Source organism: Colwellia sp. 6_MG-2023 (assembly GCF_030547765.1).
In the GTDB taxonomy this organism is placed as follows: Bacteria; Pseudomonadota; Gammaproteobacteria; order Enterobacterales; family Alteromonadaceae; genus Colwellia.
Map to the genome: position 1 here is coordinate 1 of NZ_JAUOPP010000008.1, position 14,962 is coordinate 14,962.

Below are 14,962 nucleotides of genomic sequence, written 5' to 3' on the forward strand. Positions count from 1 at the left end.
AAATAAGCCAACCCTTAATATTAATGACGTAGAGAAGAATGCTATGGTTAGGGCTTAACCCGATCTGAGGTTAATTATCAAATCTCTTTTTTACAGTCGCTTCAAGATGTAATTCGAGTTAAACATTATAGATAACAAACAGAAAAAATTTGTACTCTACTCGAAGATACAGCGCTACAAACCTCGGGTTTATATTTAACAATCTCCAGACGAAAAAAACGCTATAAATTAATATAGCGGTTTCTTAGAATGTGGCGGTGAAAATAGAGATTTGAACTCTACTCAAAGATGTAACGCTACAAACCACGGAGTTGTATTTAACAAACTCCAGACGAAAAAAAACCGCAACTCGTTAAAGTTGCGGTCTCTTAGAATGTGGCGGTGAGATAAAAATTTGAACTCTACTCGAAGGTGCAGCGCTACAAACCCCAATACCGATTTAACAAGACCTAGAAAGCAAAAAAACCGTTAATCTTTCGATTAACGGGTTTCTCTAAAAGTGGCGGTGAGATAGAGATTTGAACTCTAGAAGGGCTACAAACCCTTGCCGGTTTTCAAGACCGGTGCTTTCGACCACTCAGCCATCTCACCTGAAGTTAAAAAGCATTACTGCTTCAGAACGAGGCGAATATTAAAGTTTCGTTACGCTCTTGTAAAGTGCTAATTTCGCTTATTTTGCATTTTTTTACTTTATTTTGATTAAGTGCTGAATTAATCATCAGAAATTAATGATTATTATGTACTTTGTTCATATTTCAGGCATTTTTATTTATGTTTATATTTTCGCTTATGCCCCCTTTTATTAGTTTCATTAATATTCTGGCTTTATTATTAGGTTGTTATTTTTCACTATTGCCTTTTTATTGGCAATAATTAGCCTGAGTTCAGGCTAATTAAACTAAATTACATTGTTTATAAAAAACAAAAATAGTAACCAACGCTACACCCAAACATTCGTTACTATTTTGTATTGCTGTTTTATATGGCTGTGCTTATGAAATTTAACCATTAAAATATTACTGACGCTAAAGTAGCGTTAATAAAAATTAAAAAGCGAAGTTTTCACTTGATATTGCCATCATTGAATCAACACCACCTGCAATACAAGCTGCGTGTCCTTGAGCGCGTGGCAATATACGTTTAAAGTAAAAGTCTGCAGTTTGAAGTTTTGTTTCATAAAAAGCTTTATCTTCACCAGCACTTTCTAATTTACTGTGAGCTACTGCTGCCATTTTCGCCCAGAAATAAGCTAAGGTTACATAACCAGCAAACATTAAGTAATCTACCGATGCGCCACCAATTTCATCAGCATTGCTCATTGCTTTTTTACCTACGTCAGTTGTGATTTCTTGCCATTGTTTACAGTAAGCACCTAATGCTTGTATATGTTGCGCCATTGCAGGATTACCAGCATTTGCCTGACAAAATGCGCCAATATCAACCATAAATGGTTCTAGAATCGCACCTTTACTGCCTAATACTTTACGTGCAAGTAAGTCTAAGGCTTGAATACCGGTAGTACCTTCATATAAACAACTAATTTTAGTATCGCGCATTAGTTGTTCCATGCCCCACTCTTTTATAAAGCCATGGCCACCAAAAATTTGTACACCGTGACTTGTACATTCAAACCCCAATTCACTTAATAGCGCTTTTGCTATAGGTGTTAATAAAGCAAGCGTTGTATCTGCTTCAGCTATTTTAGCTTTATCCTTTCCTGCATGCGTTATATCAACTAATTGTGATAAATAACCAACAAGCGCTCTACCACCTTCAGCAATAGACTTCTGGGTTAACAGCATACGACGAACATCAGGGTGAACAATAATGGGATCAGCAGGCCCGTTCGGATTTTTAACGCCACTAATAGATCGCATTTGCAAACGGTCTTTGGCATAGGCTAATGCACCTTGAAAAGATGCTTCTGTTGCTGCCGTACCTTCAAGTGAAACACCTAAACGTGCCGCATTCATAAAGGTAAACATACAGTTTAAGCCACGGTTTACTTCACCAATAAGATAACCTTTTGCGCCATCAAAATTAATAACACAGGTAGCATTAGCATTGATCCCCATTTTGTGTTCGATTGAGCCACAATTAACGCCATTTCTATCGGCAATAGTGCCATCATCATTTACATTAAATTTTGGTACGATAAAAAGAGAGATACCTTTACTGCCTTCAGGCGAGCCTGGAATACGTGCAATAACAATATGTACAATATTGTCAGACAAGTCATGTTCACCTGCTGAAATAAATATTTTTGTACCCGTTAATGAATAACTGCCGTCGTCATTTAATTCTGCTTTTGTGCGCAACATGCCTAAGTCAGTGCCACAATGAGGCTCGGTTAAACACATTGTGCCAGTCCAGCTGCCTTCAACAAGCTTAGGCATAAACTGTTGTTTTTGTGTCTCAGTACCGTGCGCTTCAATGGTTGCAAGTGCACCATGACTTAAACCGGGATACATCGCAAAACTATGATTAGCAGAAGACATCATTTCGCTAATGGCACTATTAAGTGAATGTGGCAACCCTTGCCCACCAAACTCTACACTTTGTGATAATGTCGGCCAACCGCCGTCAACATATTGTTTATAAGCATCTTTAAAGCCATCAGGTGTTGTTACTACCCCCTCTTTCCACGTACAGCCTTGTTGATCACCAATTTGGTTTATCGGAGCAATAACCTGTTCAGTAAATTTGGCCGCTTCAGTAAGAATAGCATCCACCATATCTTCTGTGGCATCAGTGTAACCGAGTTGTTGATAGTGTGTGTCGCAATCTAACAACTCGTTCATTACAAATTTAATATCTCTAATTGGGGCTTTGTACTCAGGCATTTTTTCTCTCCGTATTATTTTTTAATCAAAAAATTTTATAAGTGTTATTTTCAATACCAATTCAAATGCTCAGTCATTAGTTAACTCGCTATTTAGCCTACCTACTTAAGCTAGCGATGCAGGCAAACTGAGTTAATGTACTTAAGTAGCAAGGTGATTACTGAACGTTCACGGTTACATTTACTCTACTAACCATGCTAATTCACCCTACATATATAAAACAAATGAATATTACTTATAAGAAACTATTAATTATTCGTATACTCAAGAAAATTAAGCATCGCTATTATTTTGACTAATTCTCGGTAACTTCCTTGTTATTCCGTTACTACAAGGGATATTTATTTTTTCATCCCGCTTATTTTGATAACTATATGTTTTATGAATACATCACAATGATAATTATTCATTGGCATTATAAAAATATCGGCTTTAGCATGAGTGATACTAAATTACATACATTTATCTTTAAGTTACTGTTAATGCTATTTTTAACATATAAAAGTAACAGTTATTAATTTACACATTATTAAGGTTTTCTTATGTCATTAAATGCTCTTTTAAAAAAACGCTATTCTGTTCGCGCTTATTTAGACAAACCTGTACCACAAGATTTATTAGAATCAATCTTTAGCCAAGCCCAACAAGCACCTTCAAATTGCAATGTACAGCCTTGGCAGACCTGCGTTGTTTCTGGCAATACAAAAGAGCAATTAAAAGCTGATTTAGTTGCTGCAGTGATGAAAGGTGTTGCACCTAACCCTGATTTTAATTGGGTAGCTAAATATGAAGGCATTCATCGCGAACGTCAGTTTGGCTCTGCTAATGCGCTATACAGTTCAATAGGTGTTAGTCGTGAAGATAAAACAGGACGACAAATGTCGATGTTACGCAACTGGCAATTTTTTGATGCTCCCCATGCGGCTTTTTTTACTATGGATAAATATTTAGACATTATGGGCGCAGTCGACCTTGGTATTTATGCCCAAACATTAGCCTTACTACTTGAAGAACACGGAATATCATGTTGTATGCAAGGTGCCTTAGGACAATTTCCAGATCCGGTTAAAAAAGCACTACAGTTACCTGAGCAACGCGGTATTTTATTTGGCATGTCATTTGGTTACGCTGACGAAAGTGCTGCGGTAAATAACACACGTACCGAACGTGAATCGCTTAATAACGCTGTTTCTTTTTTTAATTAATTACCATGGAACTTCAAAGTAATTACGCGCTTATTGACAACGTTAACATTCATTACGTGTCAGCGGGTCCTACTAAAAATAAAGCTTTAGTAGGCTCTACTTTACTATTTTTACATGGTTTTCCTGAATATTGGCAAACGTGGCAAGCTCAACTCGATTACTTTTGTACTGATCATCATGTTATTGCGCCTGATTTACCGGGCTATAACTTGAGTGGTAAACCTGAAGATGTTTCGTTTTACGAAATACCTAATTTAATTGAATTTTTTGCCAAGTTTATCCGTGCTGTCAGTCCAAGTAAAAAAGTCTACTTAGTCGCTCATGATTGGGGCGGCGCAATAGCTTGGCCATTAGCCGCTTTCTACCCCCAATATATTGAAAAACTGATTATTTTAAATGCTGCGCATCCAAGTACTTTTACCCGTGAAATGATCAATAATCCAATTCAACGAGAAAAAAGTGCCTACATTCATCAATTGATCAGCGCGGGAGCTGAACATTTATTAGCTGATAATAATTATAAATTCTTACGTGAAAAGATATTAGTAGCGTCAACTCCAGCTATTTTTACCGACGAAGAAATTAACAATTACCAGCAAGCATGGCAACAACCTGATGCCATTAACGGTATGCTGCAATATTATCGTGCGATGCCACAACTTGCTGCTAATGCTAATTCGCACCATGAAAAAGAAAGTAAGGATAATCCCGCACAAGTCTCTGATCTAAGCAAAATGAGAATTCCAAAAATAAGAATCAATCTGCCAACACTTATTCTCTGGGGGGAAAATGATCAAGCTTTTGTCAATGAGAACCTTAGTGGTATTGAAGAATACGTACCCGATTGTCGTATTGAACGTTTTTGTGATGCTACGCACTGGCTTACGCATGAAAAATCAACCGAGATTAACAGCGCAATTGCCCACTTCATTAACGAGTAATATTGCCGTAAACATCCCCTTGTTGCTAGCTAAAACTTACCAAGGTGACAAGCATAGTAAATAGGTAAATAGGTAAATAGGACAAGCCAAAGTTAAGGAAATTAAAATGCAAGGTACTAAAATGCAGGATATTAACGTTCAAACATTTGAAGTTGAAAAAGCCAATTTACAAACAACACGCTTAACAACATCAACAATCACAATGCCACTGGGCGAAAATGAAGTTGTGCTTAAAGTCGATAAATTTGCTCTTACCGCCAATAACATCAGTTATGGAGTAGCGGGTGATAGCCTAGGATATTGGCGATTTTTTCCAGCTGAACCAGCAAGCGAAAAACAATGGGGTCGATTACCAGTGATGGGATTTGCTAACGTTGTTGCCTCGAATAATGAGCACATTAGCGTAGGCCAACGCGTTTGGGGCTTCATGCCAATGGCAAGCCACGTAAAAATTCTAGCAGGTAACGTTAATAAAAATGGTTTTTCAGATGTTAGCTCGTATAGAAAAGGACTTGCTCCTTTATATTCAGTATTTGAACTTGTAAGTGCTAACCCTTTTTATTCAGTAGAAAATGAAGATTTCGACATACTTGTTCGTGGTTTATTTACCACCTCTTGGCTGGTTGATGATTTTATCGATGACAATCAGTATTTTGGTGCTTCGCAATACTTAATTACCAGTGCATCAAGTAAAACCAGCATAGCCCTTGCCTTTGCGATTAAACAACGAGGAACAGTCCCGAGTATTGGTATTACTTCTGCAACTCATCGTGATTTTGTCGCCTCTTTAGGTTGCTATGATGAAGTCATTAGCTATGACGAAATTGCCACCTTAGACGCTAGACAATTATCAGTTGTGGTTGATATGGCTGGTAGCCAAAGTATTTTGTCAAAAATTCATTATCATTTTGGCGATCAATTACGTTATTCATGCCGTATAGGCGTAACCCATCATGATGATTTATTACCAGATGAACTAAGTAAAATATCAACCTTACCTGGCGTTACGCCAACCTTCTTTTTTGCCCCTACACAACTTAAAAAGCGGATAGATGACTGGGGTACTAATACAGTAATGCAAAAAATCGGCTTGTCATTACTCAATTATATTCAATTTTGCCAAAGCACCATCACGATAGAGCACACAACAGACAGTGAAAAAATCAACACTATTTATCAACGCGTGTTATCAGGAACGTCAGATGCTAATACGGGGCAAATAATCTCTTTATGAGTTAACTAACCCCACCATACATAAACTATTTAATAATTGGAGATATAAATATGGAAGGCACAGAGTTAATAACAATGGTCAATACGAAAGTCGTTCCTATTTGCATATTTCTTATTATGATGGGGATGGGATTATCGCTTGTTCCTGACGACTTTAAGCGCGTATTAAAATACCCAAAAGCAGTGTCCGTAGGTTTACTCAATCAGCTAATACTTTTACCTTTAATTGGTTTTGGATTAGCTAATATTATGCCATTAGAGCCTGAATATGCCGTTGGTGTAATGTTACTCGTGCTATGTCCGGGCGGAACCACCTCAAACATGTTTACCCATTTGGCGAAAGGCGATGTTGCCCTGTCAGTTACCATGACAGCGGTAGCAAGTTTGATCACCGTTTTTACTATTCCTGTTGTGTTAAACCTCTCTTTGCAGCATTTTATGAGGCAAGGCAATGAATTTCAATTACCTATGATGGCAACCATGATAAGTTTAATGAAGTTAACGATAGTACCTATTATTATTGGTATGTTGATTAAAGCGTTTGCCCCTAAATTTGCCGATAGCTCACAAATACATGTATCAAGATTTGGCGTGTTGTTCTTAACTTTATTAGTCATGTTTTTAACCTATATTCAGCAAGACATTATTGTGTCTGCCATTATTGCAACTGGCCCTGTGTCACTTATTCTTAATATTTCTACCATGGCATTAGGCTATTATTCGAGTCGTTGGTTTGGTTTGAATGCGGCACAAACCACTTCTATTACAATTGAAGTTGGCCTGCAAAACAGTACTTTATCAATGTTTATGGCACTCACTTTATTAGCGAATTATCAAATGTCATTTACGCCAGCAATATACACTTTAATTATGCTGTTTACTGCAGGAATGCTAGTGCGATTTTTTCGCTCGAAAGTTAACCTAGAGTTAGCACTAAAACAACAACGAAAAATAAAAAAACAACGTAAGATTATGGATGAACTTGCCTAATTTTACGTTCTTATTGTAACAGTAATTTATCAACCGTTTTTTAAGTTATACTGTTATTCTATTACTTCATGTACAGCTTCAACTCTAGTGTTGAAGCTGTACAAAAATTTAAGGCATTACCTTATTATGATAACGATTCACCATTTAAATAAGTCACGTTCAACTCGCGTTATTTGGTTACTAGAAGAACTGAATATGCCCTATAACATAGTTAATCACGAACGAGACTCGCAAACAGGTTTAGCGCCTGAAAGTTTGAAGAAAATTCACCCATTAGCTAAGGCTCCTATTATTGTTGATAACGATGTTACCTTATGTGAATCCGGCGCAATAATGGGCTATATTCTTAACCAAGCAAGCAATGATACTTTAAGACCTAAGATTGATAGCGCTCAATACTATCAATATCTAGAATGGCTTCATTTTGCTGAAGGGTCATTAAGTTTACCAATAATCAGTAGCTTATTAATGTCGATGGAAACCCGTGAGGGTAACAAACCGCTTGATGGTTATATTGCGAAAGAACTACAGCTAGACTTTTCATATATTGACGATACGTTAAGCCAACGCACTTATTTTGCTGACGGTGCTTTTAGCGCAGCAGATATTATGATGACAATTATGTTAGACATCGCTGATAACCTTGGCTTGTTAGAAAACAGAACACATATCAAAGCTTATCTTGTAAATATGAAGCAAAGACCTGCCTATCAAAAAGCAGCAAGTTTTGGTTAGATTATAATTATTTAGCACGAGGAAATACCGTGGAATTAATCGATTTAGATATTACTGAACAAATTGCAACAATTACCTTAAAAAATGGCAAGGTTAACGCTATTTCTCCTCAAGTGATTTTGGAAATAAATGATGCTTTAGATCAAGCAGAATCGGCAGGTGCTGTCGTTATTTTAACTGGCCAGCCGGGGATATTCTCAGGCGGTTTTGATTTAAAAACCATGAAAGAAAGTTCAGAGTCAGCGGTAGCATTAGTCACTGCAGGTTCAACATTATCACGTCGGATGTTGTCATTTCCATTCCCTATTATCGGTGTATGTACTGGTCATGCCATCGCGAAAGGTGCCTTTTTGTTATTGAGTTGCGATCACCGTGTTGGCAGTTCAGGCGAATTTAAAATAGGCTTAAATGAAGTTGCCATTGGTATGACGATGCATCAAGCGGGTATAGAAATCGCACGTAATCGCATTCCAATTAATTATTTAACACGTTCGGTCATTAACGCAGAATTGTTTTCTCCAGAAGCAGCCGTTCCCGCAGGTTTTTTAGATACGGTAGTAGAGCCAGAGCAGTTAATGGTAACGGCGAAGCGTATCGCTAAACAAATGCTAACGTTAAATATGAAAGCACATCATGGTACTAAATTAAAAGAAAGAAAAGATATGTTAGCGGCTTTAGATGCAGCTATCGTACTTGATTCAACCATTGTATTAAAGCTGTAGCACAAGCAACTGTACAAAAAAAGAGGACTGTTTAAGTCCTCTTTTTTATTTTAACAAGTAGAAATTATCTCATCGTTCGTGAGGTTGGTATTAAAAGCTTAGTTATTGGCTTTGATAAAATCAATAATCACTTGCGCTATTGTCTCACCTTGATCTTCTTGTAAGAAATGTCCGCCATTTTCAATGGTTGTATGTGCCTGCCCTTTAGTACCAGGAATAAGTTTTTGTAATATTATATCTGCACCGCACGTGATAGGATCGTTATCACTAAATGCCGTTAAAAATGGCTTATTCCACTGAGTTAACACCTGCCAAGCAGCAATATTACTTTTTGATGCGGGATCATCAAGGCTCGTTGGCACCAATAATGGAAACTGACGAGCACCTTCTTTATAACTTTCTTCCGGGTAAGGAGCATTGTAGCCAGCCAGGATTTCCGGCGTTAAATCTGAATTTGTACCGCCATTAATAACACTGGCAGCAGGAAATACTGGCATTTCTTGCGAGTTTTTTTGCCACTTCATGAAAGCTTCGCCCGGAGAATGTTCTCCTGTGGGTAGCATAGTATTTGCTGCAACAACTCGGGCGAAGCGATCACTTTGCTCTGCGACTAAACGTAAACCGATTAACCCACCCCAATCTTGACAAAATAACGTAATGCTTGTTAATTCCAACTGATTAAGCACGCTGTGCATCCAGTCAACATGACGTTGATAGGTATAATCAGTGCGTTTTGTTGGTTTATCAGAGCGACCGAAACCAACCAAGTCAGGTGCAATAACGCGATAACCTGCCCTAACCAGTGGTGGTATCATTTTACGGTATAAATAGCTCCATGATGGCTCACCGTGTAATAACAATATTGGCTGAGCATCTTTAGGGCCTTCATCAACATAATGAACTCTAAGCTGCCCACCTTCAGTATCATCAACTGATAAATAATTGGGTGAAAATTTATAACCTTCTAACGTTGAAAAGCAACTATCGTCAGTTCTTAAAAAGTCCATATGTGTCCTTATTTTTTATAATTATTGGTGTTATGTGATTAAACTAAGTTCAGTTAAGCTAAGTTCAATTAGGCTAAGTTAAGTTAAAGTCAGTTAAAATAAGTCAAAATGAGTTTACTTAAATTTTAACAATCAACTTACCTTTGTTTTTGCCAGTAAAAAATAAGTTCAACCCTGTCATTGCTGACGGTAAACCATCAAGAACATGCGCACGATGTTTGATTTTTCCCGCCATGACATACGGTGTAAGTTTTTCTAATAACGCTGGAATCTCACCGAAATGATCTGGCATGGTAAAACCTTGAACCGTTAAACGCTTTTTAATGATAGGTATCCAGTTTGGACCTAAATCTGGTGTTTGCTTTGGATAATCCGCAATCAAGCCACAAACAGCAATTCGGCCATGGGCGTTCATGCGATCAAATACGTGATGTTGTATTGGCCCACCAGTATTCTCAAAGTAAACATCAACACCACGTGGCGTTAGTTTGGCTAACTCTTCAGCCAAGTTTGCTGATTTGTAGTTAACCGCGCCATCAAAACCTAATTCGTTAATAATCCAATCGGCTTTCTCATCACTACCAACGACACCTATAACCGTTAAACCGTCCGCTTTAGCTAGCTGCCCAACAATAGAGCCAACTGAGCCTGCGGCACCAGACACGACTAGGGTTTCACCTTTTTTTGGCTTACCAATACTATATAAGCCTTGGGTAGCTGTTAAACCAGGTAAAGCAAAAACAGATAATATAGCTTCGTCTGGGAGTGGCGCAGACACTTTATTTAATCCTGTGCCGTCACTTAAATGGTATTCTTTCCAACCCATCATACCCATAACACGATCGCCTACGTGAAAATCAGGGTGATTACTTTCTACTATTTCACCAATACCAGAGCTGCGCATAACATCACCTAATGCCACGGGCGGAATATAGCTTTCGGTATCAGGGCTCATCCAACCAAACATTGCTGGGTCTAACGACATATGATTTTGTTTTACTAAAAATTGTCCGTCACCAACCGTTGGCATATCAAGTTGCACAACGTCAAATAATTCTGGGCCTATTGGTCCGCCAGTTGGACGAGCGATTAAATTAATTGCGGTATAAGTAGTCATGATGTTTCTCTTTTTTGGTGCTGCCCTGATGTGCGGCGTTGAGGTACAGCAATGTGATACAGCGTTATCTAATGAATCAACACATCAGATAACGCTGTTGTTACTTTCTATTAAGCCTATATTGGCAAATAGTCATGTTAATAAACTTAATGAAAGTGCTATTACTTGTGACTTATTCTCGTAATTCTTTTCTTAAGACTTTTCCGACATTTGTTTTCGGTAAGTCATCCATAAATTCAATAAATTTAGGACGTTTATAGTTAGTCAGCATTTCATGACACAAATCGAAAATATCTTTTTCTGATAAGTTAGGATCCTTCTTAACAATAAATACTTTTACGGCTTCACCGGTAACCTCGTTTTTAACACCAATGGCAGCTGCTTCTAGGATCCCTTCATGCATAACAAGCACTTCTTCAATTTCATTTGGGAAAACATTAAACCCAGAAACAATGATCATGTCTTTTTTGCGGTCAACAATATTGAAAAAACCGTTTTCATCAACGGTGGCAATATCACCCGTTGCTAGCCAACCGTCTTGCAATACTTCATCAGTTGCATCTTGACGGTTATAATAACCTTTCATTACTTGTGGTCCTTTCACCCACATTTCACCGGGCTCACCTAACGCAACTTCTTTACCGTCATCACCAATTAAACGTATATCGGTTGACGGTGCTGGTACACCAATAGAGCCATTGTAGCTTTCTTGATTATAAGGGCTCATCGTCACTAATGGGGCACATTCCGTTAGGCCGTACCCTTCTAATAAACGTGTTCCTGTTACTTTTTCCCAGAATTCGGCCACTGGACGCTGTACCGCCATACCACCAGCAAAACCTAGTTTTAAATGACTAAAGTCAAGTTGCTCAAAGCCTGGCGTATGCAATAAACCATTAAATAACGTGTTAACCCCTGTAATAGCAGTGAAAGGATATTTAGCTAATTCTTTAACAAAGCCATCTAAATCTCTTGGGTTGGTAATTAATAGATTTGCGCCCCCAAAAGGCATAAAAGACAAGCAATTAGAGGTTAATGCAAAGATATGATACAAAGGTAAAGCCGTGACCATTATTTCTTTACCTATTTCGTAAACATTTTTAGTCGATGCATTAGATTGTTCAATATTTGCAATTAAATTACGGTGAGTTAACATTGCGCCTTTTGAAGGTCCTGTTGTACCACCGGTATATTGTAGAAAAGCTAAATCTTCACCATTAACAGGCACTGAGGTAAAGTTAAGCTTCGCACCTTTTGCCATGGCTTGATTAAACCTAACTGCATTTGGTAAGTTATATGCTGGTACTTGTTTTTTAACGTATTTTAAGACGAAATTAACAATTGCCCCTTTCACTTTACTTAATCGGTCACCAACACCAGTAATTATGACTTTCTCAACATCAGTGTTATCAATAACGCTTTCCAATACATTGGCAAAATTTTCAAGGATTAGGATAGATTTGGCACCAGAATCCTTTAATTGATGTTGTAATTCACGCGGTGTATACAGTGGATTCACGTTTACGACCGTTAACCCAGCAATCAGAGCACCAAAGAGTGCAATAGGGTATTGCAAAATATTAGGGATCATAATGGCGAACTTATCACCTTTCACTAATCCTAAATCGCATTGTAAATAGGCAGCGAAGTCGGTAGCTTGCTGCTCAAGCTCTTGATAAGTAATGCTAGTATCCATATTAATGAATGCTACATTATCCTTATATAATTTAGTGTATTTAAAAAACAACTCCGCTAAAGAGCTATATTTATCTGGGTTTATCTCAAATTCAACATTTGCCGGATAACTCTTCTCAAGCCAAATCTTTTCCATTATTTTCTCTCCCCAATCACTAATTTTAGTGCCATTGTTATTATTGTTCATAGCACTCTTATTTATGAAAACTTATTTACTAATACATGATTACTGATATTTATTTACTAACCCTACGATTATAGTACTTCGAACAAGCCTGCTGCCCCTTGACCACCACCAATACACATACTAATGACAACATACTTTACACCGCGTCGTTTGCCTTCAATTAATGCGTGCATAACCATACGTGTACCACTCATGCCATAAGGGTGCCCTATTGAAATCGCACCACCATTTACATTTAAGCGATCTTCTGGAATGCCCAATTTTTCTGCACAATATAAAACTTGCACAGCAAAAGCTTCATTAATTTCCCACAAACCGATGTCATCCATCGTTAAATTATTACGTGCTAATAATTTAGGTATCGCATAAATAGGGCCTATGCCCATTTCATCGGGTTCACAACCAGCAACAGCCATACCTCGATAGGCACCTAAAGGTTTTAAACCACGTTGCTCGGCTAATCCGCGTTCCATCACCACAACCGCAGCTGCGCCGTCAGAAAGCTGAGACGCATTTCCGCCGGTAATGGTGCCGTTTTCTTTTACTGTTTTTAATGTTGATAAACCTTCGAGGTTAGTCGACGGACGGTTACCTTCATCTTTAGTTAGCGTAACTTCTTCTTTGCTGATATCACCTGTTGCTTTATCCATCACTAACTTGGTTGCAGTTACAGGGACAATTTCATCGTCAAATTTGTTTTCAGCTTGAGCTGCTGCTGTACGTTGCTGAGATTTAAGGGCATAAGCGTCTTGTGCTGATCTTGAAATATTGTAACGTTCAGCGACAACTTCTGCGGTATCTAGCATTGGCATATATATCGCTGGACGATAAGCTTTTACACTTGGGTCAACCGCACGGTGCATATTCATTTTATCATTTTGTACTAAACTAATAGAGTCACACCCACCAGCAACAACAACCTGAGCACCATCACAAACAATATGATTTGCTGCCGTTGCTATCGACATTAAACCTGATGAACATTGACGATCAATCGTCATACCAGCAACTGATACTGGTAACTCGGCAGCCATAGCAACTTGACGACCAAAGTTCATGCCTTGATTACCTTGCGTTAATGCTGCACCAAAAATACAGTCTTCAATTTCATTAGCATCAATGCCCGCACGCTCTACTGCTGCTTTTACCGCAACCGCTGCCAATGTTGGTGCTGATAAATCATTAAATGCGCCGCGATATGCTTTACCTATTGGCGTACGTGCTACTGATACTATTACTGCTTCTCTCATGATGACTCCCCATTACTTCTATGACTTAGTTCAATGTCTTACTTCAATGAATTAGTTACTATTAATTACTACCTACGCTTTTAAATGTTTAATGAACAAAGTGCTGTATGACTATTTTTGTTGTGACTTCATAAACGCCATCGCTTTTAACACAAACTTTTCACCTTGTTTATCACCTGATATTAACGCTGCTTGCCCTGTTTGGTCGGTTAATTCAGACCAGTGCTCAAGTACAGTTTCAGGGCTTTGTTTATGCTCTGGAATAAAACATCCTTCGGTTTCAAACATACCAGCACTTGAGTAGCCACCTGCCCCTGCACATAAAATAAAGCGATTTGGCGCTTCTTCGTCACACAGGGTTAACATACCCGCTGTTACTGCTTCAGGAGCAAAGGCTTGCACAATTTCAGGAGGCATTAAGTCTTCTGTCATTCTTGTGCCAGCAGTTGGCGCTAAGGCATTCACACGAATATTGTTCTTTGCACCTTCTAGCACTAACGTATTCATAAATCCTAGTACCGCCATTTTTGCTGCGCCGTAATTTGATTGCCCAAAATTACCGTACATACCACTTGATGAGGTCGTCATCACAATACGACCATAATTTTGTGCACGCATAATTTCCCAAACGGCTTTAGTACAATTAACCGATCCCATCACGTGAACATCCATTACCAGTTTAAAGTCATCTAACGTCATTTTTGAAAAAGACTTATCACGTAAAATGCCTGCATTGTTGATAAGAATATCAACACGCCCCCATTTTTTCATGGTCTGATTAACCATATCTTGCACTTCATCGAAGTTGGCAACATTAGCACCATGGCTAATTGCTTCGCCGCCATACGCTTCAATTAAACGCACTACTTCTTGAGAAGCTTCTGACGAGGCACCGCTACCGTCGCGAGCACCACCTAAATCATTAACAACAACTTTTGCACCCCGTGCTGCAAGTGCTAATGCGTGTGAGCGACCTAAACCGTTACCTGCGCCAGTAACAATGGCGACCTTACCTTCAAAACTGATTGACATAATAT

Annotated in this window: 13 protein-coding genes and 1 tRNA gene; 7 read left to right on the top strand and 7 right to left on the bottom strand. The window is 38.4% G+C overall.

From position 1 onward, the window contains the following. Positions 1-500: 500 nt before the first annotated feature. Both Q4503_RS06825 and Q4503_RS06830 read right to left on the bottom strand, forming a co-directional pair. Positions 501-591 (bottom strand) — tRNA-Ser (locus tag Q4503_RS06825). A gap of 455 nt (positions 592-1,046) precedes the next feature. Further along, the gene (locus tag Q4503_RS06830) at positions 1,047-2,843 is read right to left on the bottom strand and encodes an acyl-CoA dehydrogenase C-terminal domain-containing protein (RefSeq protein WP_303601793.1); all 1,797 of its coding nucleotides are present in this window, start codon (positions 2,841-2,843) and stop codon (positions 1,047-1,049) included. 542 nt (positions 2,844-3,385) lie between these two features. Between Q4503_RS06830 and Q4503_RS06835 the strand changes: the two genes are divergently transcribed. The 6 genes from Q4503_RS06835 to Q4503_RS06860 all read left to right on the top strand — a co-directional run bounded on the left by Q4503_RS06835 (position 3,386) and on the right by Q4503_RS06860 (position 8,669). Next, positions 3,386-4,048, top strand: coding sequence for a nitroreductase (locus tag Q4503_RS06835; protein WP_303601794.1), 663 nt, complete (start codon positions 3,386-3,388; stop codon positions 4,046-4,048). Between the two features lie 5 nt (positions 4,049-4,053). Then, positions 4,054-4,989: an alpha/beta fold hydrolase gene (locus Q4503_RS06840; RefSeq protein ID WP_303601795.1), complete on the top strand. Its 936-nt coding sequence runs from the start codon at positions 4,054-4,056 to the stop codon at positions 4,987-4,989. A 106-nt stretch (positions 4,990-5,095) separates the two neighbouring features. Next, positions 5,096-6,223, top strand: a complete 1,128-nt coding sequence (locus Q4503_RS06845; RefSeq protein WP_303601796.1) for a DUF2855 family protein — start codon at positions 5,096-5,098, stop codon at positions 6,221-6,223. A gap of 50 nt (positions 6,224-6,273) precedes the next feature. After that, complete coding sequence (locus Q4503_RS06850; RefSeq protein ID WP_303601797.1) at positions 6,274-7,212, top strand: bile acid:sodium symporter family protein; 939 nt, start codon at positions 6,274-6,276, stop codon at positions 7,210-7,212. A gap of 126 nt (positions 7,213-7,338) precedes the next feature. Further along, positions 7,339-7,947, top strand: coding sequence for a glutathione S-transferase family protein (locus Q4503_RS06855; protein WP_215974492.1), 609 nt, complete (start codon positions 7,339-7,341; stop codon positions 7,945-7,947). Between the two features lie 29 nt (positions 7,948-7,976). Further along, positions 7,977-8,669, top strand: a complete 693-nt coding sequence (locus Q4503_RS06860) for a crotonase/enoyl-CoA hydratase family protein (protein ID WP_303601798.1) — start codon at positions 7,977-7,979, stop codon at positions 8,667-8,669. Positions 8,670-8,767: 98 nt separating this feature from the next. Here Q4503_RS06860 and Q4503_RS06865 read toward each other — a convergent pair whose 3' ends face one another. Together Q4503_RS06865 and Q4503_RS06870 are read right to left on the bottom strand one after the other, a co-directional pair. Continuing rightward, positions 8,768-9,676: a haloalkane dehalogenase gene (locus Q4503_RS06865; protein WP_303601799.1), complete on the bottom strand. Its 909-nt coding sequence runs from the start codon at positions 9,674-9,676 to the stop codon at positions 8,768-8,770. Between the two features lie 118 nt (positions 9,677-9,794). Further along, positions 9,795-10,793, bottom strand: coding sequence for an NADP-dependent oxidoreductase (locus Q4503_RS06870; RefSeq protein ID WP_303601800.1), 999 nt, complete (start codon positions 10,791-10,793; stop codon positions 9,795-9,797). Here Q4503_RS06870 and Q4503_RS06875 point away from each other — a divergent pair. Beyond that, positions 10,792-10,977, top strand: a complete 186-nt coding sequence (locus Q4503_RS06875) for a hypothetical protein (RefSeq protein WP_215974496.1) — start codon at positions 10,792-10,794, stop codon at positions 10,975-10,977. The two genes, Q4503_RS06870 and Q4503_RS06875, sit on opposite strands and share 2 nt — an antisense overlap. Here Q4503_RS06875 and Q4503_RS06880 read toward each other — a convergent pair. From Q4503_RS06880 to Q4503_RS06890, 3 genes are all read right to left on the bottom strand, one after another. Then, entirely contained in the window at positions 10,966-12,624 is a 1,659-nt protein-coding gene (locus Q4503_RS06880) for an AMP-binding protein (RefSeq protein WP_215974625.1), read from the bottom strand. The two genes, Q4503_RS06875 and Q4503_RS06880, sit on opposite strands and share 12 nt — an antisense overlap. Before the next feature lie 119 nt (positions 12,625-12,743). Next, positions 12,744-13,925, bottom strand: coding sequence for an acetyl-CoA C-acyltransferase (locus Q4503_RS06885; RefSeq protein WP_303601801.1), 1,182 nt, complete (start codon positions 13,923-13,925; stop codon positions 12,744-12,746). A 111-nt stretch (positions 13,926-14,036) separates the two neighbouring features. Next, a complete protein-coding gene (locus Q4503_RS06890) occupies positions 14,037-14,957 on the bottom strand; it encodes an SDR family NAD(P)-dependent oxidoreductase (protein WP_303601802.1) in 921 nt (306 codons plus the stop codon). Positions 14,958-14,962 lie beyond the last annotated feature (5 nt).